We start from the raw sequence: 22,131 nt of genomic DNA, 5'->3' as shown, positions 1-22,131 counted from the left end.
TGCCTAGCGAATCCCGGCCAACAACACCCGGGCGGTCTGCTTGAGGGGCTCGTCCCCCTCTTCGAGCAGTTCTTCCAGCAGTGAGATGGCGGTCTTGAGGTCGCCATCATCGATGCAGTTCTGCGCCTGCTCCAACTTCTCCGAGGTTTCCGTCACCTCGGGCTCCAGGGTAAAGGATTCAAGGGAATCGACTTCAACGGTGCCCGGCTCGAAGGGCAATGCTTCCAGCTCCAGCGCCTGCTCTTCATCGGCAAAGCTGTCAAGGAAATCATCGTCCAACGACTCGGTTTCCAGGGGTGCCTCCCATTGCAGTTCCGGTTCACCGAATCCCGAGAGCGACAACTCGTCAGAGGCCGCCGGTGCCGGCTTTTCTACGGCAGGTGACGGAACATCGGCCAAGTCCCAACTGGTTTCCAGGGACAGCGCGTCGAGGTCCAGTTCGAATTCGTCGCCCGGCACGTGGGCGGGTGGCGGGGCCGGCGCAGCAGCAGGCGGTTGCGGTGCGAGCTCGGCGGTCGATGCCTGAAACACGGCGGGAACCGCAGCCGCTGTGGCGAGGGTCGCCACCTTGGGGTAGCGCCCGCGGATACCCTCCAGCACCTCGGCGTCGACACCCTGGGCCAGCAAATGTTGTTCCTGGGCCTGGAAACCGATGACATCGCCCTGTCTCCCCAGCACCTCCAGCAACTTGAGGCCCAGGTCGGTGCGCTCCGGCTCCGCCAGCAAGGCCGCGCGCAACAACCCCGCCGCCTCGGTGAAGCGACCGTAGGTCAGGTAGATCCCGACACCTTCGAGCACATCCCCCTGGGGCGTATCGCCGTGATTGAAGGTGCTGGCGGCCTCGGGTTGCGTCTTGTCGAGGGGCACGGCATAGGGTTCGGCCGCGTCTTCCAATATCGGCGCAGGACGCTCGGGGATCGGCGTCGAATTGACCTGTTCCTGCTGGCGACGACGAATGAACAACAGCAATCCGAGCAAGCCCAGCAGACCGACCAGCCCGCCCACCCACAACCAGTCGATGCCGTCCGGCTCCGGCTCGGTGGCCGCTGGCGCTGCCGACTGGACGTCCGCCACCGGGGCCGCTGTCGAAGGTGGCGACGACGCCTGGGCGGCCACGGCAGGCGCGGGGGCGGACTCGGCCAAACGCGCCTGCAATTCGCTGATCTGTTTGCGCTGGCCGTTGATTTCTTCGTCCTGCGCCTGGAGCCGGGCCTGCAACGCCTCGATGGTTTTCTGTTGCTGTTGGTTTTGCAGCACACTGGCGGCCAATTGTTCATCGGCAGCGGCCGCCGCAGTGGCAGCGCCAGCGGCAGGCCCCACCGAGGTCGGCAACACGGCCGAATCGGGCAGCAACAAACGTTGACCGATGGCGAGCCGGTCGCTGCCGGGGTTCAGTGCCTGGATGCCTTCCATCAGCTCGTTGACCGAGCCGTTGCTACCGGCATCATGCAAGCGCTTGGCGATGATCCAGGGGTTGTCCCCCGGCATGACGGTGTAGCGCTTGCCTTGTGTCGCAGGGGGCGGCTTGATGGCCGGCGCGGCTTGGTTCGGTGTCGACGACTGCGCGGCTGCACCGGGTTCGTCATTGGCCGGCACGATCCCCGGTGTGCCGGGCGGGTCCAGCAGCACGGTGAACTCGCGCAACAGGCGCCCATTGGGTTGGCTGACTTGTACCAGGAAGTTGAGGAACGGTTCTTCCACCGGTTTGCTGGAGGTCACCCGGATGTAACTGCGCTCACCTCGCAATACCGGCGTAAAGCGCAGGTTGTTGAGGAAAAACACCCGTTCCACGCCAGCGCGATTGAAATCGTCCGGGCTTGCCAGGCTGGCCGACAGGTCGCCCTCGGCGAGCCCGGCGACATCGACCAGGGCAATATCGGCGCGCAACGGCTGGTTCAAGGCAGAATGAAGCGTGATCTCTCCCAGCCCCAGCGCAGATGCCAGGGCCGGATACCCCAATGCCCCCACGACGACCAACACGTTGACTCCACTGCGCAACGTGGACTGCAGACTTTCAAGCATGGGTATCCCTTTCGATTCGAACGCATCCAATACGATTGCTCAGTACTGGTTATAGTTCGCTAACGGCCGAATCTCAAAAGTCGGGATACCGCCGATATGCCTCAGGATTTTTCCAGGTTGGCCAGGATCCTGCCGTGGACCCGCATGCACACGCGCATGTCCGCTTCGTCGATGCCTTCGAACAACTCCCGGCGCAACTGCGTGGCAATGGTTTCGATCTGTTCGATCAGTGGCCGGGCCGGCGGGCACAGCACGATCTTTTTCGCACGCCGATCTTCGGCCACGGCCTGGCGCTGCACCAGCCCTTGGGTTTCCAGGCTGTCGAGCAAGCGAGCCAGGGTCGGGCCTTCGACGGCAACGCTCTGGGCCAACTCACGCTGGGTCGGCGCCTGTTCGAAACGCGCCAGGTGCAACAGCACCAGCCAACGTGCCTGGGACAAACCCAGCCCCGCCAGGCGACGATCCAGCTCGGCGCGCCAGCCCCGGGACATCTGCGCCAGCTGCATGCCAAATCGGTGTTGATCGGTTAACGGCATAAAAAACTCATCAGATCTGAAATAGGGAAATGCTAATTATTAGTCAGCTAAGCATGAGCGTCGGATTCAAGCAAGGGTTGCCCTGTAGTGAATCGTTAAAGGCGCTTAACACGCTGATCAGACTTCAAATTCCGACTGCAAGGCGGCCCTGACGCAATACAGCACACCTTCCGGTACTCGCCCTACAAACAGTGCGGCAACTTCCGACACCGACGGCAATTCGCCCTCGCCATCCAGAAACGCGTCCTGCACCTCGCCCATCAAGTCCTCGGGCAGGTCCAGCGCCTGCTCCAGGGACAACTGCTGCTGGCCGATGGCCTCGGCCAGCAACGTGTAGACGTTCTTTTCCGAGCACTGCAACTGCCCGGCGATCTGCAGCGGCGTCATGCCGGCTCGTGCCAGGGTGATCAGTTCGTGACGGACGTCGAGCACCGCCGCCGGCGCCTCGGCCTCGCCGCCCAGCACCTGGAGGAAGGCCTCGCCATAACGTTCCAGCTTGCGCGCCCCCACGCCGCTGACCCGAGCCATGTCGGCCAGGGTCGCGGGTTGGCTGCGGAGCATTTCCAAGAGCGTCGAATCGGGGAAGATGACGTACGGCGGCACGCCATGTTCCTCGGCCAGTTTGCGGCGCAAGGCGCGCAAGGCTTCCCACTGGTCGCGCTCTTCGCCGCGCACCAGTTGGCTGGCCTGGCTCTTGCTGCTCTTGACCGCGGTGGCTGGCTTGAGGTCGCGGCGCAACTCCAGCGTGACCTCGCCCTTGAGCAAGGGGCGGCAGCGCTCGGTCAGGCGCAGGCCGCCGTAGCCTTCCAAGTCGATGTCGGCCAGGCCGCGGGCCACGAGCTGACGGAACAACGACCGCCATTCACTTTCACTGCGAGCCTTGCCCACGCCGTAGACCGACAGGTGCTGGTGACCGAAGCTGCGGATCTTCTCGTTGTCCTTGCCCAACAGCACATCCACCAGGTGCCCCACGCCATAACGCTGACCGGTGCGAAAAATGGCCGACAACGCCTGGCGGGCCGGCTCGGTGGCATCCCAGGTCTGCACGCCGTCGACACAGTTGTCGCAGTGTCCGCACGGTTGGGGCATGTCTTCGTCGAAATAGGCCAGCAGGGTCTGGCGCCGGCAACGGGTTTCCTCGCAGAGCGAGAGCATCGCGTCGAGCTTGTGCTGTTCCAGGCGCTTGTGCCGCTCGTCGCCTTCGGAGTTCTGCAGCATCTGCTTGAGCATCACCACGTCTTGCAGGCCGTAGGCCATCCAGGCATCGGCCGGCAGGCCGTCGCGGCCGGCACGTCCGGTTTCCTGGTAATACGCCTCGAGGGATTTGGGCAGGTCCAGGTGCGCGACGAAGCGCACGTTCGGCTTGTCGATGCCCATGCCGAACGCCACGGTGGCCACCATGATCAGGCCTTCTTCGTTGAGAAAGCGCTTCTGGTGGTAGGCCCGCAGGTCGTTGGGCAGGCCGGCATGGTAGGGCAACGCCGGGAACCCCTGTTCGCACAGGAACGCCGACACTTCATCGACCTTCTTGCGCGACAGGCAGTAGACGATGCCGGCGTCGCTGCGCCGCTCGGCGAGAAACGCCAGCAACTGCTTGCGCGGCTGCTCCTTGGGCACAATGCGGTAGAAAATATTCGGGCGGTCGAAACTGGAGAGGAATCGCTCGGCGTTCTGCAGGTGCAGGCGCTCGACGATCTCTTCGCGGGTACGCTTGTCGGCGGTGGCCGTCAGGGCGATGCGCGGAACGTCGGGGAAGAGTTCCGCCAGTTGCCCCAGTTGCAGGTATTCACGACGAAAATCGTGGCCCCACTGCGACACGCAGTGGGCTTCGTCGATGGCGAACAGGGCGATTTCCAGGCTCTGCAGGAACGCCAGCATGCGCGGCTGCACCAGGCGCTCCGGCGCCAGGTACAGCATCTTCACTTCGCCGCGCTTGATCCGCGCCGCCAGGTCCCGCTGCTGCTCGGCGCTCAGGGTGGAGTTCAGCGATGCGGCAGCCACGCCCAGCTCCTCGAGGGTCGCGACCTGGTCATCCATCAAGGCGATCAGCGGTGACACCACCACGGCCAGGCCGTTGCGCAGCAGCGCCGGCACCTGGAAGCACAGGGACTTGCCGCCGCCGGTGGGCATGAGCACCAGGGCATCGCCACCGCTGGCCACGCGCTCAATGATGGCACCCTGGCGGCCACGGAAACTGTCGTAGCCGAAGATGTCCTTGAGGACGCGTTGAGCCTGTTCGAGCATAGGAACTCCGAAAATCACCGAAACATCCCTGCAAGGCTGGTTCAGAATCGCCCACGCTGCCTGGGCAAATCGTAAGTGTGCGTTTCGAACCGGCGGGACGCCGCAGGGCATCACAAAACGCGGCAGTATACCCGAGGCCTTCGGTGCAAAGGGCGCTGCTGACAAGAGGTGGTTGAAGCGAGCGCTGGACGAGGCACATCTAGCCCGTGGCGAGGGAGCTTGCTCCCGCTGGGTGGCGAAGCCGCCCCAAAAAACAGGGCCGCTGCGCGCCCCAGCGGGAGCAAGCTCCCTCGCCACGGGCTAGATGTACCGGAGCATGCGCGCAGTTCAGCCCTCACCGACAAGGCAAATACGCCACGCGGCTGGCCTGTGGGCGCAAGAAGGCCTAGAATTCCCGCATTGTTTATTCCCCAAGGTAGCCTGTAATGTCCTTCGCTGAGCAACTGACCCGCCTGCAAGTCTTCCTCGACGCCGATGAGCTGCACGAAGAGGCGCTGGATTACGTGGCCGCTCATGGCTATCTGACCGCCCTGTCGATCTGCTCCGAACCGGTGCCGGATCGCGAATGGATCGATGCCCTGTTCGCCGAAGAGCCGCACTACAGCGACGAAGCCCAACGTGCCGAAATCGAAGCCACGCTGGTTGGCCTCAAGGCCCACATCGCCCGTCAGCTGGCTTCCGACGAGGAGTTCGAGCTGCCGTGCGAACTGGACCTGGGCGATGACCCGGACGATTCGGAACTGCGTGGCTGGTGCATCGGCTTCATGGAAGGCGTGTTCCTGCGCGAAGCCGCCTGGTTCGAAACCGCCGAAGAGGAAGTCAGCGAGATGCTGCTGCCGATCATGGTCGGTTCCGGGCTGTTCGACGAGCAGCCGGAGTTTTCCGACATCGCTGCCGACGCCAACCTGATGGACGACATGATCGTGCAGATCCCGGAGGCGCTCACCGCGCTGTACCTGCTGTGCAACGCACCGGACGAAAAACCGGCGATCCTCAAGCCTCGTCACCACTGAGTGACCGGGTGCCCTCGCCAGTCGGCAACCGCCCGCTGATCCTGCGTTACGCTCTACTGGCCATCGGCTGGCTGAGCGTAGTGCTGGGGGTCATCGGCATCTTCGTTCCCGTCCTCCCCACGACGCCCTTCCTGCTATTGGCGGCTGCCTGCTTCGCGCGCAGTTCGCCGCGCTTCTACCAATGGCTGGTAGAACATCCCCGCCTCGGCCCCTGGATCCGCGACTACCTCAGCGGAAACGGCATCCCACTCAAGGGCAAGGTCTACGCCATCGGCCTGATGTGGGCGAGCATTCTCTTTTCCTGCTACCTGGTGCCCCTGCCATGGGCCCGTGGCTTCATGCTCACCAGCGCGGTGCTGGTAACGGTCTACATCCTCAGGCAGAAAACCCTGCGCAAACCGTAAGCCCCAACCATCCGTCAGCCACTCGCGCAACCTGTCAGATCCGACAGTAGCCAGCGAACCGATTCCACCTCATTAATCGCTCCATCGTCCTTTCGCGACCGGAGCATCCGCCATGCCGACCCCATTGAAAAACACGCTGACGCCGCTGGCCTTTACCGGGCTGGTACTGGCCGCCGGGTTGGCGGTCGCTGCCATGCAGCCTGCGCCTGCCACCCCGATCGCTCCTGGCCAGATCATCGGCGAGAGCCAGCTCGAAAAGGCCCGGTGCGTACAGGCGTCGGACCCGGCAAAGTACCAGCGTTCACGGGCGGTCGGCAGGATTTATACCGGGCGCAGCTATGGCACCGCGTGGCGGGTAGGGCCTGGAAACCTGGTGCTCACCAACCTGCATGTCGTCGGTGAAAACCCGGACATGACGCGGATGGTGGTGGAGTTCGATTACGAGGAAACGAGCTGCGACTCGGATGCCGTGCGGCCTGCTGTCCGGGTGCCGGTCGAGCGGCTCCTGGCCTCCGATGGATCGGCCGACTTTGCGCTGCTGGCCCTGGATCAGGCGGCCGTTGACAGCGGCGTATTGGATGCCTTCGGCTACCTGGGCCTGGAGACTCGCATCTCGGAGGTTGGCGACCCGGTCTACATTGCAGGGCATCCCTTGGCGGGGCCGAAACGGATTTCGCGCCTTCACGACGACGGGCACCCTTGCTGGGTGACCGAAGTGCGCAACAACGGCCAGACGGATTTCGCAAAATACAACTGCGACACCGACTCAGGGTCGTCCGGATCGCCAGTGATCGATGCGCGAACCAATGCGGTGATCGCCCTGAACTTCGGTTTCAGTTCGGGGTACAACGCTGGCGCGCAGATCAGCAGCATCTGGCCCAGCATCGCGGGGTATTTCGATGGAGCGTTACCCGAAGGCAGCGTCCCGGTGGAACAGCCGACCGTGCCGGTGGCCAAGCCGGGAGCGGCTGGCGTACCGATTGCGGTACGCGTGACCCAGGTGGACGGAGAAGCCCCGGTGGCAGGCAAACCCGGCGAACAGCTGTATTACAACGCCCCCACCCATACCGCGTTCGTTGACCTGTCCTGCCAGAGCGGCGCCACCCAATGGATCGCCGAGGACGGTAAAGCCGCATCATGCACCCTGTCAGGCGCAGCCAACTGGGCCACGGCACAAACGGCGACGCTGCGTGTGGATAACGGCGTCCCCGATGGGCAGATCACCGATGGCCGGGTGCGGCTGTTATCCGATACCAGGCAGATCCGCGGCGCAAGCCACCTCGCCCTGACCGTGATGTCCCGTGGGCCGGGGGAGGTTCAGTCGCTACGAGCGCAGGCGGGGAATCTCCAGGCCGCCCCCATCGACAGCCGGTTTGCGGAGCCATTGACCGCTCGGGCAAGAGACCCCTTGGACGCAGCGGTCGAGGGCGCACAGGTCACCTTCGCAGTCACGGATGATGGCGGAACCGGGACCCGGTTCGAAGGGGCTGACCAGACACCGATCGTGCAGACGAACGCCGAGGGTGATGCGACGTCGCCAGCGCTGGTGACCGACGCCAGGACGGGGACGTTGCAGGTCACCGCCCTGTCCAGCGGCCGGACAGCCACGTTCCACTTGCGAGTGGTGTCGCAAGAGGGCGACCCGACGAAGAACGTGGAGCATCTGTCCGTGGTCACGGGGCAAGGCCAGATCGCGCCCGAGGGGACTGAGTTCCCCATGCCCCTCACGGCGCGCACCTTGAATCAGGACCGCAATCCGGTAGAGGGCGCCTGGGTCACCTACACGATCATCGACGACAGGGAAACCGGAACCCGCTTCGTCGGGGACGACCAGACACCGACCGCGACGACCAACAGCCAGGGTGACGCCGTGTCGCCGAAGCTGATCGCCGGCGACCAATACGGTTTCGTGACGGTCACCGCGACCTCCAACGGCAAGAGGGCGACGTTCATCATCATTGTCGGCACGATATAAAAGCACGAGGCTGATCGTTCCCACGTACCGCATGGGAACGATCAGCCACTGAGGGACTGGACCGCCAAGGGACGAAGCCGCCCCAGACCAGACGCCGCGCTACCGCTCAACTCACACCGTGTCCACCTTCAAGGAATGGTCGTTCAGCATCCCGTTGATGATCGTCGCCGTGTCCGCGCCTCCGGCGATCATCCCACCTGCCCCCGGCGTGACACCGTAGTGGCTGGCGAGGTTGACGCCCGCCAGGTCGATGGTCTGGCTCGGCGCGGCGCCGGCCAGGGCGCTGACGTCGATGCTGGTGGTGACCGACGCACCGCTGCCGCTGACGGTGAAGTGCAGGTAATCGTCCAGGGACGCCGCGCTGCCGTTTTCGCCCTGCAACAGTTGCGACAGGTCGAGTTTGTCGACGCCGGGGGTGAAGTCGGTGATCACGTCGTGGCCGCTGTTGCCCGCCCGCCACTGGAAGGTGTCGGCGCCACTGCCACCGGTCAGGGTGTTGTTGCCCAGGCCGCCGATCAGCAAGTCGTCGCCACCCCCGCCATTGAGCACGTCATTGCCCAACCCGCCATCGATGCGGTTGTTGCCGGCGTCACCGGTGAGGGTGTCGTTGAAGTTCGAGCCGACGAGGTTTTCGATGCCGTTCAAGGTATCGGTGCCTGCACCGAGGGTGTTTTGCGCGCCCAACAGGCCCAGGTTCACCGTCACCGCAGCCGTGGCGTGCGCGTAGCTGACAGTGTCGTTGCCCGTGCCGCCGTCGAGCAGGTCGTTGCCCGCGCCACTGTAAAGCAAGTCATTGCCCGCCCCACCGTGCAGGGCGTTGTTGCCCGAGCCCGCGCTGAGGATGTCGTTACCGTCGCCGGCGTTGAGGACGTTGTCGCCATCGCCGGCCAACAGCACGTCATCACCGCTGGTGCCCGTCAAGGTGTGCCCGGCCTGGTAGCTGATGCCCACCGCCGCACCGTCGCTGCCGCCATGGTTGTCACTGGCGGTGTAGGTGCCGTGGTAATCCGGCGTGATGTCATGGGCGCCGGCGTAGTTGACGGTCAGGGTCAGTTGATAGTTTTCCGCCGCATTGACATTGCCATTGCCGGGGTTGGTGATGTTGGTGACGTGGATCTGGTAATTGCCATCGGCGGCGGCCGTGAACGAGCCACCATCGGCAATGGCGATGAATGGCCCGCCGTTGAGAGCGTATTCCAGGCTGACGTGACCGGCCGCCAGGTTGTGATCCAGGGTAAGGGTTTCACCTTGCTTGAGGCTGATGTTGAGCCGGTCTTCATCGTTGGCGTTGTTGTTGGACACCGCCCCCAATGCGCCGCTGACCACCAGCACCGCGGTCATGGTCGCGGCATTGGCGACGAACGCGCTGCGGCTCAGGTTGATCGACTGCACATTGTTGCCGGTGAAGCTCGCCGTGCCAGTACTGCCGGTAAAGTCCGCGCCACGGGCCACCCAGCCGGTGTTGAAGCTGGTGGGCGAAGCGCTCAGCGGATCGCCATTGGCATCGCTATCGTTGCCCAGCAGCAGTTCGCCCGGGATCACGATGTTGCCCGAGAGCACGTTGGTGATGATGTTGTCATCGACCGCCACCGGTGGGCTGTTGGGTTGGACCTTGATGACCAGGTTGGAGCTGACCAGGTCACCGTCGTTATCGCTGAGGGTATAGCCGATGTTCTCGGTGATCACGGTGCTGGTGGTGGTCTGGGAGGCATAGCTGAACGCACCGGTGTCGAGATTCACCACGAGCATGCCGCTATGGGCGGTGGCAATGCTGACGGTGTTGGTCACGGTATTGAAGGATCCGTGGTTGGCCCCGCCGCTGGTGGTCAGCGCACCTTGGCCACCGTTGGCGTCCGGGTTGTAGCTGTAGGTCGTGCCGTCCACCACCAGGCTCTTGATAAACCCGCCGTCGGCGCCGAACGAGCCGCCCTCGCCGAACAGGCTACCGGTCACCGGCACGCCCTGCACCGTGCCGGAAAGCACCGAATTGAGCTGGTTCAAGTCAGTGACCACCACCGCGTTGGTGTCGGTGTGGGTGCTGCCATCATAGGCCAGCGGGTCGAGGTTGACGTTTCTGGCGCCGCTGCCCAGGCCGACGGCGTAATTCTTGATGTTGTTGGCATCGAGAAAGGCTTTCCACGCGACCTCGTCCGCCGAGCCGATTTCGCCCAGGGTCGGCTTGCCATCGGAGAAGAAATAACCAATGTTCTGTGCGCCGGTCAGTTGCCCAGGGGTTGCGAACGCCGTCTTGGCCATTGCCACGGCCGCATCGTAATTGGTGTCACCGTGCGCGTTCAGCGCGGCGATCAGCGTCTTGGCCGTTGCCACGTCCACCCACACGCTACTCTGGTCGGTGGCACTGCCGCTGAAGGTCACAAGCTGGACTTTGACGTCGCCCATGTCGTCGTATTTGTCGAGCAAGGCGCTGATCGCCTGCTTGGCCAGATCCATGCGCGAAAGCCCCGGCACGCCGGAATCGTCTTTCATGCTGCCAGACACATCGAGCACGATCAGCAGGTTCGAATCGATCTCCACCGCCGTGACCGATCGCTCGGACGCGACCGCCTTGGGCACATCGTCGACGATGCTCACCACCAGACTGCCGGTGACGCTGTTGCCCAGGGCATCGGTGGCCTTGTACGTGAAGCTTTCGTTCAATACGTTCGGGCCGTCATTGGCGTGGGGCGTGGTCGTGGCGGGCGAAGTCAGGGTGTAGGTGTACGAGCCGTCCGGATGGAGCAGCAATTGCCCATACGCCCCCGTGGCGTTGCCCACCAGCGTGAAGGTCACCGCACCCGTGGCACCGGACACCGAACCGACCAGGCTGCCGCTGGCTGTTTCACTGGTGGCATTCGGGTTGCTGCCGATGACGGTGCCGGGGGCCAGGTCCTGGCCGTCCTGGTTCAGGTCCAGGGCTTTTTCGTAGACGGTGATGTCCTGGTCCGAGGTGGCGACGAGGCAGCTGTTGTGCACGTCGATGGTGATGGTCGTGGTGCTCTGGTCACCATCGGCATCGCGTACGGTGTAGGTGAACACGTCGGTGGCGCCCGGTGCGCCGACGCTATTGGGGTTGCTGTGGTAAACGGCGTTGCCGTTGGCGTCCAGGGTCAGGTAGCCGTAGGTGCCGTTGATCTGGGTGTTGAGGCCGCCGATCACTGGGGACGAAGTGTCGCTGCCAGCCCTTACGCCGATCACCGCGCTACTGGCAGCCGGCCCATCGGCACCGCCCACGTCGTTGTCCAGCACGTTGCCGCTCACCGTCCCGCCCTCCACCACCGAAGCGAAGTCGGCATGGGCGTTGGGCACGTCGTCGACAATGTTGATCACGATGGTGCTGGTGACGGTATTGCCCAGCGAATCCGTAGCCTGGTAGGTGAAGCTTTCGCTCAAGACGTTCGGGCCGTCGTTGGCGTGGGGCGTGGTCGTGGCGGGCGCGGTCAGGGTGTAGGTGTAGGTCCCGTCGGCGTGCAGCAACAACTGACCGTAGGCTCCGGTGGCATTACCCACCAGGGCGAACGTCACGGCACCCACGGCTCCGGACACCGAACCGATCAGGCTGCCGCTGGCTGTTTCGCCGGTGGAATTCGGGTTGCTGCCAGTGACGGTGCCAGGCGCTAGGTCCTGGCCGTCCTGATTCAGGTCCAGGGCTTTTTCGTAGACGGTGATGTCCTGGTCCGACGTGGCGACGAGGCAGCTGTTGTGCACGTCGATGGTGATGGTCGTGGTGCTCTGGTCGCCATCGGCATCGCGCACAGTGTAGGTGAACACGTCGGTGGCGCCCGGTGCGCCGACGCTATTGGGGTTGCTGTGGTAGACGGCGTTGCCGTTGGCGTCCAGGGTCAGGTAGCCGTAGGTGCCGTTGATCTGGGCGTTGAGGCCGCCGATCACTGGGGACGAAGTGTCGTTGCCAGCCCGTACACCGATCACCGCGCCACTGGCAGCCGGCCCATCGGCACCGCCCACGTCGTTGTCCAGCACGTTGCCATTGACCGTGCCGCCCTCCACCACCGAGGCCGAGTCGGCGTGAGCGGTTGGTAAGTCGTCGACGATATTCACGTCCAGGTTGCCATTAGCGGTGGTGCCGTTGTCGTCAGTGACCACGACCGCGAACTGTTCGCTCAGGCTGTTGGCACCGTTGGCGTTTGGATGGGCTTCGTTATCCAGCAACGTGTAGCTATAGCTCATGACACCCGTGGTGGCATTGAAGCCCGTGATCGTCAGGGTGTTGCCCAGCGCGGTGGTGATCGACTGGGGGAAACCGGCGGCCACGCCACCGCTCACCACGTTGATACCGCCCACGCTCAGGGTTTGCACGCCGTCCAGCGCGGTGACGGTGAAGGTGCCGTTCTGGGTCAGTGCCGGGGCGTCGGGGCTGCTGCCGTCGCTGAGGTTTTTCTCCTGCACCGTCAGCTCGCCGCCATCGGTGTCGAGGCCGGTGATGATCACCGGGTCGTCATTGTTGTGGACTTGCAGAACCAGGTTCGCGGTGCTGGTGTCGCCGTCGGCATCGGTCAGGGTGTAGGTGAAGGTCTCACTGCCATTGCCCCCGCCGTGCAGGCCTTTGAAGTCTGCATCCGTCGTATTGAGCGTGTAGGTGTAGGAACCGTCGGCGTTGAGCACCAGGGTGCCGTAAGTCCCGGTGAACGTACCGGGCGTTACGGGGCCGGACGCGACCTGATCCGCACCTTGGGTGTCATTGGTCAGCACGCTGCCGGTCAGGGTCAGGTGGGTTTCCGACGCGGTGGCGGCGTTGCTGTCATCCACGGCCTTGGGCACGTCGTCGACGATGTTCACGTCCAGGTTGCCGTTGGCGGTGGTGCCGTTGTCATCGGTGACCACGACCGAAAACTGCTCGCTCAGGCTGTTGGCACCGTTGGCGTTTGGATGAGCTTCGTTATCCAGCAGCGTGTAGCTATAGCTCACTACCCCCGTGGTGGCGTTGAAGCCCGTGATGGTCAGGGTGTTGCCCAGCGCGGTGGTGATTGACTGAGGGAAACCGGCGGCCACACCACCGCTCACCACGTTGATACCGCCGACGCTCAGGGTTTGCACGCCGTCCAGCGCGGTGACGGTGAAGGTGCCGTTCTGGGTCAGTGCCGGGGCGTCGGGGCTGCTGCCGTCGCTGAGGTTTTTCTCCTGCACCGTCAGCTCGCCGCCATCGGTGTCGAGGCCGGTGATGATTACCGGGTCGTCATTGTTGTGGACTTGCAGAACCAGGTTCGCGGTGCTGGTGTCGCCGTCGGCATCGGTCAGGGTGTAGGTGAACGTCTCGGTACCGCTGCCTCCCCCATGCAGCGCGACAAATTGCGGGTCGCTGGTGTTGAGGGTGTAGGTGTACGTGCCGTTGGGGTTGAGCACCAGGGTGCCGTAGGTGCCGGTGAACGTCCCACCCACGATCGGGCCGCTGTCGGGGCCGGTGGGAATGCGGTCGGCGCCCTGGAGGTCGTTGGGCAGCACGTTGCCCGTGAGCGTGACCAGGGTTTCCGAGGCGCTATTGGCGTTGTTGTCGTCGATCGCCTGCGGCACGTCGTCGGTGATGTTCACGTCGAGGGTGCCGGTGGCGGTGTCGCCGTCGGTGTCGACCGCCACCACCGGGAACTGTTCGGTAATGCTGTTGGCACCGCCGCCGGTCGGGTGAGTTTCATTGCCCGTGAGGGTGTAGGTGTAGCTGACCACTCCGGTGGCCGGGTCATAGCCCGTGATGGTCAGCGTATTGCCCAACGTCGAGGTGATGGCCTGGGGAAAGCCCACAGGCACGCCACCGGTCATCACGCTGATGCCACCGATGCTCAAGCTGCTCAGCCCGTCAGGGGCGGTCACCGTGAAGGTGCCGCTCTGCACCAGCGCCCCCGGATTGCTGGCGGTGCCATCGGCCAGGTTGGCTTCTTTAGTGGTCAGCTCGCCGCCTTGCACATCGACCCCGTCGAGGGTCACCGGGTTGTCGGGAGGTGTCGCCGGCGGCACGCCGGCGTCGTTGCCGTTATTGTCTGGCTCAGCGGCCAGGCGCAATTGCGGAAACTCGGGAATCCCGTTGAATCCGGCGGTGGGGAAGCCGATCTGCGGATCAACCTGCCCGCCCACCTCCTCCAGCAGCACATAGTTGTGGCCGCCACCCAGGCCGCCCGCGGCGTTGCCCGCCCCAGGGCCTGCTGCCGTGGCTTCGCCCGTCTGGGTCGGGTCGGCGCCGGCCGCGATGGCTTGTTGCAGTTTTTGCACATCGGTCAGTTGCGCGTCGCTGGGTGCCGTCGCTTCCGGCGTATCCACATGCGGCGCCTGCGCCTGGTGCGCGAGCAGTTGCGCCGTCAGGGTCAGGTTGCTCTCGCGGCCCAAGGTCAGTTCCTGGCCGTTCTGCAGGTGCACCGCCACTGCGCCCTCGGCACCGGTGACCAGGTGTTCGCCGGCATAGAGCCGATCGCCTTCCACCAAGGGCCGCCGCAGCCCTCCGGCCGCTTCTGCGAAAACCTGCCCTACCACTTTGCTGACGGTACCGATGAGCGCTGCCATGTGCTGTCCTCCGTTGCCGACTGCAATCGGCACGTGTCTGGGTGAAGAATCCGTCCTCGGGATGGCGATCGAAAAGCTGGAAAATCTGCCAGCTTTTACAGGGTCGAAAGGTGCTGGCTTTTCGACAGAATGACAAAAAACCGTCGTTTAATCTCGCCCCGCCATCCCCACTTTCGACACTTCTTCACGTCGTCTAGAAAATCGCCTGAAACTTTTATTGACGCCTAAAAGTCGTCATAACCCGCAGATTCAAAGGCTTGCGCTTTGAACAATGTGCTGGTTTTCGAAGAGCACATAAGTTTTTTTCGAAATAATCCTTATGAGAAATTCTTCTTAGGTTTCTCGCAGGATGTTCTTAGCTGTGTTGTTACAAGGTTGAAACGGTTTTGATCTTAAATACGTCAATTTTCTGGCGACAACGAAGCACTTACAGACCTCAGGAGATGCACCCCATGCGCGTTCTATCCCCCCTCTGCAGCGCGGTTTTGCTGGCCATGGCCTGCTCTTCTCAGGCGCAGGCCATGTCATTGACCGAAGCGATCCAGAGCACTATCGCGACCCACCCGGAACTGGCACAGCGGGTAGACAGCCGTCTGTCGGCCAATGAAGACGTCAAGGTCGCCAAGGGGGGCTTCTACCCGTCGGTGGATTTGAACGCCGGCTACGGCCGTGGCTACAGCGACAACACCAACACCCGGGCATTGGGCAACCACCACACCAATATCCTGAACTACACCCAATCGGAGCTGCGCCTGCGGCAGATGATCTTCGACGGGTTCAACGTCGCCAATGAAGTGGAACGCACCAAGGGCGTGGTCAACTCCCGCGCCTATTACGCCCAGGGCACCGCCCAGGACCTGGCCCTGCGCACCATCGAGGTCTATCTGGAAGTGCTCAAGCGTCGCGAACTGGTGACCCTGGCCAAGAACAACCTGCAAGCGCACTTGCGGGTCAACGACCAGATCGGCCTGCGCACCGAACGCGGGGTGGGCAGCACCGCCGACGCCGACCAGTCCCGGGCCCGCCGCGCCCTGGCGGAAAACAACTTCGACACCGCCGAAGTGGACCTGGCCGATGCCGAGGCGAACTTCTACAGCGTGGTCGGGCGCATGCCCGACGAGCTGGAAACCCCGCCCTCGACCAAGGGTGAAATGCCCGCCGACCTGCGCCAGGCCCAGCAGAGCATGATCGACAACAACCCGTACCTGAAATCGGCCCAGGCCGACATCCAGTCTGCCGAAAGCCAGTACGAAGTGGCGAAGTCGCCGTTCTATCCACGCTTCGATGCCGAGGCCGCGGTGGGCGCCAATAACAACCTCGGCGGCGAGGAAGGCCACGACAACAACTGGCGCGTGGGCGTGGTGATGAACTACAACCTGTTTCGCGGCGGCAGCGACAAGGCCCGGCTCGCGTCCAACGCCCACCAGATCAACCAGGCCATGGACATTCGCAACAACGCCCTGCGCCAGCTCAACGAAGACACGCGCCTGGCCTGGAACGCCATGACCAACGCCCGCAAGCAGACCCCTACCGCCCGCGAATACGCCGAGACCACCACCCGTGTGCGCGCGGCCTACCAGGACCAGTTCGGCCTCGGCCAGCGCACCCTGCTGGACCTGCTCGACAGCGAAAACGAGCTGTACAACGCCAACCGGCGCTACACCGAAGTGCGCTACACCGAGGAATACTCGATGTACCGGGTGCTGGCGAACATGGGCCTGCTGCTGAACAAACAGCGGGTGGTGCTGCCGGCCGACGCAATTGCGCAGACCGAGGTCAAGAACGAAGCGCGGTTGCCAGAACTCAAGTAGCGCCTGGGAGCGACCGACATGACCAGCATGGAACCCGCAACCCCCGGCGCCGACCCGCGCCTGAACTTTGATGATCCCTTGCTGGACGGACTGTTGATCCTCTGCAAACTCCATGGCGCGACCGCCAGTCGCGCCAGCCTCAGCGCCGGGCTTCCTATGGCGCACCAACGCCTGGGCCTGGAGCTGCTGCCCCGCGCAGCAGCCCGGGCCAGCTTGCAGGCCAGGGTGCTGCGCCGCGAGCTGGCCGACATCTCGCCGCTCAACCTGCCGGTGATGCTGATCCTGACGGGAGGGCGCTGTGCGGTACTGCGGCGTTGGGGCGAGGACGGCCGGGCATTGATCCTGCCCAGCGAAGCCGACGGCGGCGAACAATGGGTCAGCCGCGAGGAACTGACCCTCGACTACAGTGGCCAGGCCTTGTTCGCCCGGCCACGGCATGAACTCGAAGACTTGCGCGCGCCCCTGGTGCCGCGGGTCGAAGCGTGGTTTCGCGACACCTTGAAACTGTCGCGCTGGCTGTACAGCGACGCGATCCTGGCGAGCTTGCTGATCAACCTGCTGGGGTTGATGGTGCCGCTGTTCGTCATGCAGACCTACGACCGCGTGGTGCCCAACCAGGCCACTTCGACCTTGTGGGTGCTGGCCGTGGGGTTGTTGATCGGCACCGGGTTCGAGCTGGTGCTGCGGGTGGTGCGCGCCCATCTGTTGGACACCGCCGGCAAGAAAACCGACGTGATCCTCTCCGCGACCCTGTTCGAACGCATCACCGGCATGGCCATGAAAGCCAAGCCGGTGACCATCGGCGGGTTCGCCCAGAGCATCCATGACTTCCAGGGCCTGCGGGAATTTCTCACCGCCGTGACTCTCACCAGCCTCATCGACCTGCCCTTCGCCGTGCTGATGCTGGTGGTGATCGGCTTGCTGGGCGGCTGGCTGGTGGTGATTCCGGTCATCGCGTTCCCGATCACCATTGTTTTCGCCATGATCATCCAGGTGCGCCTGCGCGACACCGTGCAAAAAAGCCTGGCCCTGGGCGCCCAACGCCAGGCCTTGCTGATCGAAACCCTGGGCGGCCTGGAAACCCTCAAGGCCTGCAGCGCCGAAAGCGAGCGTCAGCATCAATGGGAAAGCACCCACGGCGCCCTCACCCGCCTGGACAGCCACGCGCGCAACCTCTCGGCGCTGGCGACCAACGGCACGCTGTTCCTGCAACAACTGGCCGGCATGGCGACCATCGTGGCCGGGGTCTACAGCATCATCGCCGGCAACCTCAGCGTCGGCGCGCTGGTGGCCACCTACATGCTCGGCAGTCGGGTGCTGGCACCCCTGGGCCAGATCGCCGGGCTGATCACCCGCTACCAGCAAGCCCAGCTCACCATGCGCAGCACCGATGCCCTGATGGCCCTGCCCCAGGAGCGCGATGCCAGGCAGCGGCCGCTGGAGCGCACCCAATTGCAGGGTGCGCTGGACATCAGCGGCGTGACGTTCCACTACAACGGCCAGAGCGCTCCGGCCTTGGCCGACATCAGCTTCAGCCTCAAGCCCGGCGAACGGGTCGGGATCATCGGGCGCAGCGGTTCGGGCAAAAGCACCCTGGCGCGCCTGGTGATGGGTTTCTATGCGCCGCAGGAAGGCCAACTGCTGCTCGACGGCCTGGACCTGCGGCAACTGGACGTCGCCGACCTGCGCCAACAGGTCGGCTACGTGGCCCACGACTTGCCTTTGCTGGCCGGCAGCTTGCGCGACAACCTCACCCTGGGCGCCCGCTATGTCAGCGACGCGCGCATGCTGGAAGTGGCGGAACTGACCGGCGTCACCGAACTGGCCCGCCAGCATCCCCAAGGCTTCGACCGCCCGGTGGGTGAGCGTGGCCAACTGCTCTCCGGTGGGCAACGCCAGGCCGTGCTGATGGCCCGGGCCCTGTTGCTCGACCCGCCGATCCTGCTGCTGGACGAACCCACCAGTGCCATGGACAACAGTAGCGAGGACCTCTTGCGGCAAAAACTTCATACCCGCGTGCAGGGCAAGACCGTACTGCTGGTCACCCACCGCACCTCGATGCTGAGCCTGGTGGACCGCCTGGTGGTGCTGGACAACGGCCGGATCGTGGCAGACGGGCCGAAGGACGCGGTGATCGAAGCGCTGCGCAAGGGACGGGTGGGGTCTGGCGCCGTCTAGTCGATGCCGTGGCGAGGGAGCTTGCTCCCGCTGGGCTGCGTAGCGGCCCCGGACCCTGACACCGCGGAACGTCAGGCAGATCGAGTTGACTTTTTTGGGGGCCGCTTCGCAGCCCAGCGGGAGCAAGCTCCCTCGCCACAAAAGCCTCACTTGGCTTTATTTCACTTAACCAACGGGTATCCCCATGTCTGCCCAAACACCCGATCCAACTGCCCGAAGCTACTTCGGCAGTTTCAACAAAAGCGCCGAAAGCGAGTTCATGGCGGAAACCGCCAGCGCGGCGTTGCAGGATTCGCCTCGGCGATCGCGGGTCACCGTGTGGCTGGCCGCCGGGTTGATCATCACCGGGCTGGTCTGGGCGAAGCTGGCGGTCTTGCAGGAAGTCACCACCGGCGAAGGCAAGGCGATTCCGTCGAGCAAAGTGCAGGTGATCCAGAACCTGGAAGGCGGCATCGTCACCGAAATTTTCGTGCGCGAAGGCCAGATGGTGAACAAGGGCGACACCCTGCTGCGCCTGGATGACACGCGGTTCCTGTCGAACAAGGGCGAGAGCGAAGCCGACCGCTATGCCCTGACCGCCCAGGTCGAACGGCTCTCTGCCGAGGCCGAGGGGCGCCCCTTCACGCTGTCGGCCGAGGTGGCCAGCAAGGCCCCGCAAGTGGCCGAGGACGAACGCGCGCTGTACGAACAACGGCAACGGCGCCTGGCCAGCGAGCAGCGGACCCTGACCGAACAACTGCGGCAGAAGACCCAGGAACTGGCGGAGTTTCGCTCCAAGCAAAGCCAGTTCAGCTCTGCCCTGGCCTTGCTGCAAGAAGAAATGAACATGTCCGCGCCCTTGGTGAAGACCGGAGCCGTGTCGCCGGTGGAGATCCTGCGGCTCAAACGCAACGCGGTGGAAATCCGCGGCTCGCTCAACGCCACCACCCTGGCCATTCCCCGGGCCGAATCGGCGATCAATGAGATCAAGAGCAAGATCGATGAATCGGAACAGACCTTCCGTTCAGACGCCGCCAAGGACCTCAACGAAAAACGCACCGAGCTGTCGAAAATCACCGCCTCGAGCATCGCCATCGACGACCGCGTGTCCCGCACCACCGTGGTGTCGCCGGTGCACGGGGTGATCAAGCAGTTGAAGGTCAACACCATCGGCGGCGTAGTGCAGCCGGGCAGCGACATGGTGGAAATCGTGCCCCTGGAAGACAACCTGCTGATCGAAGCCAAGGTCCGTCCCCAGGACGTGGCGTTCCTGCATCCGGGCCAGAAAGCCATGGTCAAGTTCAGCGCCTACGACTACACCATCTACGGGGGGCTGAGCGCCCGCCTCGAACTGATCGGCGCCGACACCATCACCGACGACAAGGGCAACAGCTTCTACCTGATCCAGGTCCGCACCGACAAAAACCACTTGGGAGGCGACGTGAAGCCGCTGCTGATCATCCCGGGGATGGTGGCGACCGTGGACATCATCACCGGGGAGAAAAGCGTGCTGGACTACTTGCTCAAACCGGTGCTGAAGGCGCGGACCGAGGCGATGCGCGAGCGGTAGTCTCTGGCTGGGATTATCTGTGGCCATTCGGGCCCCTTCGCGGGCAAGCCCGCTCCCACAGAGGCTCTGAGGCGCACCATCAATCCGGTGTGGGAGCGGGCTTGCCCGCGAAGGGGGCGGCAGGAACACGCACTATTTTTCAGCATGGTTGCGCCGAAACGTCTGCTCCCCCATCGCCGCAATCTGCCCTTCGATCAACGCCTCGAAAGGCTTCAGCAACGGCTCGAAACTCGTCGGTGCCTCCAGCACCTGCAACGCCTGGACTATCGCCTCCACCGTCGACAAGGCGCCCGGCTCCGGTGCCTTGCGCAAGCGGTAACGGGACACCCCGCCGTCAACCAGCGTCACCCTCGGCAGCGCCGCCAGCAATGGATTGAGGTGCAGCAACTTGCGCGCCTTGCGCCAGGTGCCGTCCGGCACCACCAACAGCAGTGGATCGTCGGACGCTGCATAAGCCTGCAATGGCTGCGCGGCCTCGCCGGGAAACAGCAAGCGTGCCTGATACCCCGGCCGGTGAAGCAACTGCGGCAATTGCTCGAACACTTCGCCGACGATCAGCTCGGCATTGTTCAGCCCCAGGGCCGCCAGCCGGGCGGTGTTCAAGGCGTGATTGACTTCGCTGGGATGCTGCAGCAGCAACACCCGGGTACGGCTGTCGAGGCTGGGAATCAGCGGGCACAGGCAGTGGCTTTGTGGCCGGTGGCAACGCGGGCAATGGATTCGGGACATGGCGGCACCTCAGGCCTGGTTGAGCTGCGCCTTGAGCAGGTCGCGGAAGGTCTGGATCAAAGGTTCGCGGCTGCGGCCACGGCGCACGATCATCGAAAACGGCGCCTGGTAGCCAAAGGTGGCCGGCAGCAGCACCCGCAAATCGCCCTTGTCGACCCAGGCCTGGGCGTAATGCTCGGGCAAGTAACCGACATAGGCGCCGGACAACACCAGGATCAACTGCGCCTCCATGCTCTCCACCGTCGCCGCGCTGTGCTTGAAACCATGGCGGGCCAGTTCGGCCTGGCTCCAATACCCGCGTCCGACCATACGCTGCTGGGTGATGACTGGTTCGGGGATGCGTCGCTCGTGAAACAACGGGTGACGATTGCTGCAATACAACCAATGCTGCTCGCGGTACAGCGGCATGTAGACCAGCCCGCTCATGCGCGTGGAAAACGCGCCGATGGCCAGGTCCAGGCGGTTGTCCTGCACACCGAGCTGCAGTTCATAAGGGCTCAGGACGGACAGGTGCAGGTGCACCGCCGGATGCTCCTGGCTGTAGGCACCGATGGCCTCGGCGAATGGCAAGGCCTTGTCGCTGACGGTGGAGTCGATCACGCCCAGGTTCAGCGTGCCGCGCAGCTCCCCCTTGAGGGCCGCCGCATACTGTTCGAACCCTTCGAGCTCACCCAGCAGGCGCAGGGTTTCCTGGTGGAACAACTCGCCCTTGCTGGTCAGGCTGAACCCACCCCGCCCGCGATGACACAGCACCAGGCCCAGGGCCGACTCGAGCTGGCTCATGTAAGTGCTGATGGCCGATGTCGAAAGGTTGAGTTCATGCTGGGCGTTGGCAAACCCCTGGTGCCGGACAACGCTGACGAAAATACGCAGCAGTTTCAGGTCGGGTAGTGCGTTGGCCATTGGAAACTCCAGATTGCAAAACATGAAACCCTGCCCGCACCGTGGCGAGGGAGCTTGCTCCCGTTGGGCTGCGCAGCGGCCCTGAGCCCTGGCGCCTCGGTGTGTCAGGAAAAACAGGGCGGCTGTCTTGGGGCTGCGGGGCAGCCCAGCGGGAGCAAGCTCCCTCGCCACAGGGGTACTCACCCGGGCGGGTAGACAGAGAAAACCGCACAGCCGCGGAGTCTATCGCCCCACCCCACATTAGTTTAGAAAAATCTGAACTA

12 protein-coding genes are annotated in these 22,131 nt (G+C 64.0%); 6 read left to right on the top strand and 6 right to left on the bottom strand.

Going from position 1 to position 22,131, the window contains the following annotated elements; genetic code table 11:
* Positions 1-3: 3 nt before the first annotated feature.
* The 3 genes from AD664_RS10490 to recQ all read right to left on the bottom strand — a co-directional run bounded on the left by AD664_RS10490 (position 4) and on the right by recQ (position 4,802).
* Positions 4-2,022, bottom strand: a complete 2,019-nt coding sequence (locus tag AD664_RS10490; protein ID WP_053146397.1) for a FimV/HubP family polar landmark protein — start codon at positions 2,020-2,022, stop codon at positions 4-6.
* Between the two features lie 101 nt (positions 2,023-2,123).
* Positions 2,124-2,558: a MarR family transcriptional regulator gene (locus AD664_RS10485; RefSeq protein WP_042730118.1), complete on the bottom strand. Its 435-nt coding sequence runs from the start codon at positions 2,556-2,558 to the stop codon at positions 2,124-2,126.
* 117 nt (positions 2,559-2,675) lie between these two features.
* Positions 2,676-4,802, bottom strand: a complete 2,127-nt coding sequence (recQ, locus tag AD664_RS10480) for a DNA helicase RecQ (protein ID WP_053146394.1) — start codon at positions 4,800-4,802, stop codon at positions 2,676-2,678.
* 425 nt (positions 4,803-5,227) lie between these two features.
* Here recQ and AD664_RS10475 point away from each other — a divergent pair, with 425 nt between their 5' ends.
* From AD664_RS10475 to AD664_RS10465, 3 genes are all read left to right on the top strand, one after another.
* Positions 5,228-5,815: a YecA family protein gene (locus AD664_RS10475; RefSeq protein ID WP_030141133.1), complete on the top strand. Its 588-nt coding sequence runs from the start codon at positions 5,228-5,230 to the stop codon at positions 5,813-5,815.
* An 8-nt stretch (positions 5,816-5,823) separates the two neighbouring features.
* Positions 5,824-6,219 (top strand): YbaN family protein, encoded by a 396-nt coding sequence (locus AD664_RS10470; protein ID WP_014337115.1) that lies wholly within the window; start codon positions 5,824-5,826, stop codon positions 6,217-6,219.
* 112 nt (positions 6,220-6,331) lie between these two features.
* Positions 6,332-8,194 (top strand): trypsin-like peptidase domain-containing protein, encoded by a 1,863-nt coding sequence (locus AD664_RS10465; RefSeq protein WP_053146392.1) that lies wholly within the window; start codon positions 6,332-6,334, stop codon positions 8,192-8,194.
* Between the two features lie 111 nt (positions 8,195-8,305).
* Here the strand turns inward: AD664_RS10465 and AD664_RS10460 are convergent, their stop codons facing one another.
* Positions 8,306-14,698 carry a retention module-containing protein gene (locus AD664_RS10460; protein WP_053146389.1) on the bottom strand — a complete coding sequence of 2,131 codons (6,393 nt, stop codon included), beginning with the start codon at positions 14,696-14,698 and terminating at the stop codon, positions 8,306-8,308.
* A 452-nt stretch (positions 14,699-15,150) separates the two neighbouring features.
* Here AD664_RS10460 and AD664_RS10455 point away from each other — a divergent pair, with 452 nt between their 5' ends.
* The 3 genes from AD664_RS10455 to AD664_RS10445 all read left to right on the top strand — a co-directional run bounded on the left by AD664_RS10455 (position 15,151) and on the right by AD664_RS10445 (position 20,236).
* Positions 15,151-16,509, top strand: a complete 1,359-nt coding sequence (locus tag AD664_RS10455; protein ID WP_053146386.1) for a TolC family outer membrane protein — start codon at positions 15,151-15,153, stop codon at positions 16,507-16,509.
* A gap of 18 nt (positions 16,510-16,527) precedes the next feature.
* Complete coding sequence (locus AD664_RS10450) at positions 16,528-18,687, top strand: type I secretion system permease/ATPase (protein WP_053146384.1); 2,160 nt, start codon at positions 16,528-16,530, stop codon at positions 18,685-18,687.
* A 184-nt stretch (positions 18,688-18,871) separates the two neighbouring features.
* Positions 18,872-20,236: an HlyD family type I secretion periplasmic adaptor subunit gene (locus AD664_RS10445; protein WP_053146381.1), complete on the top strand. Its 1,365-nt coding sequence runs from the start codon at positions 18,872-18,874 to the stop codon at positions 20,234-20,236.
* Between the two features lie 132 nt (positions 20,237-20,368).
* Here the strand turns inward: AD664_RS10445 and AD664_RS10440 are convergent, their stop codons facing one another.
* Both AD664_RS10440 and AD664_RS10435 read right to left on the bottom strand, forming a co-directional pair.
* Positions 20,369-20,965 (bottom strand): tRNA-uridine aminocarboxypropyltransferase, encoded by a 597-nt coding sequence (locus tag AD664_RS10440; protein ID WP_053146379.1) that lies wholly within the window; start codon positions 20,963-20,965, stop codon positions 20,369-20,371.
* A 9-nt stretch (positions 20,966-20,974) separates the two neighbouring features.
* Positions 20,975-21,868: a LysR family transcriptional regulator gene (locus tag AD664_RS10435; protein ID WP_047737698.1), complete on the bottom strand. Its 894-nt coding sequence runs from the start codon at positions 21,866-21,868 to the stop codon at positions 20,975-20,977.
* Between the last annotated feature and the right edge of the window lie 263 nt (positions 21,869-22,131).

It is taken from the genome of Pseudomonas sp. P97.38 (assembly GCF_001269745.1).
GTDB classification, from domain to species: domain Bacteria; phylum Pseudomonadota; class Gammaproteobacteria; order Pseudomonadales; family Pseudomonadaceae; genus Aquipseudomonas; species Aquipseudomonas chlororaphis_E.
This window is presented reverse-complemented; position numbering and strand designations above follow the sequence as displayed.

Bases quoted from the DNA above. Each gene is read 5' to 3' on its own strand.
- AD664_RS10490 (WP_053146397.1), bottom strand. From the start codon at position 2,022: ATGCTTGAAAGTCTGCAGTCCACGTTGCGCAGTGGAGTCAACGTGTTG.
- AD664_RS10485 (WP_042730118.1), bottom strand. From the start codon at position 2,558: ATGCCGTTAACCGATCAACACCGATTTGGCATGCAGCTGGCGCAGATG.
- recQ (WP_053146394.1), bottom strand. From the start codon at position 4,802: ATGCTCGAACAGGCTCAACGCGTCCTCAAGGACATCTTCGGCTACGAC.
- AD664_RS10475 (WP_030141133.1), top strand. From the start codon at position 5,228: ATGTCCTTCGCTGAGCAACTGACCCGCCTGCAAGTCTTCCTCGACGCC.
- AD664_RS10465 (WP_053146392.1), top strand. From the start codon at position 6,332: ATGCCGACCCCATTGAAAAACACGCTGACGCCGCTGGCCTTTACCGGG.
- AD664_RS10460 (WP_053146389.1), bottom strand. From the start codon at position 14,698: ATGGCAGCGCTCATCGGTACCGTCAGCAAAGTGGTAGGGCAGGTTTTC.
- AD664_RS10455 (WP_053146386.1), top strand. From the start codon at position 15,151: ATGCGCGTTCTATCCCCCCTCTGCAGCGCGGTTTTGCTGGCCATGGCC.
- AD664_RS10450 (WP_053146384.1), top strand. From the start codon at position 16,528: ATGACCAGCATGGAACCCGCAACCCCCGGCGCCGACCCGCGCCTGAAC.
- AD664_RS10445 (WP_053146381.1), top strand. From the start codon at position 18,872: ATGTCTGCCCAAACACCCGATCCAACTGCCCGAAGCTACTTCGGCAGT.
- AD664_RS10440 (WP_053146379.1), bottom strand. From the start codon at position 20,965: ATGTCCCGAATCCATTGCCCGCGTTGCCACCGGCCACAAAGCCACTGC.
- AD664_RS10435 (WP_047737698.1), bottom strand. From the start codon at position 21,868: ATGGCCAACGCACTACCCGACCTGAAACTGCTGCGTATTTTCGTCAGC.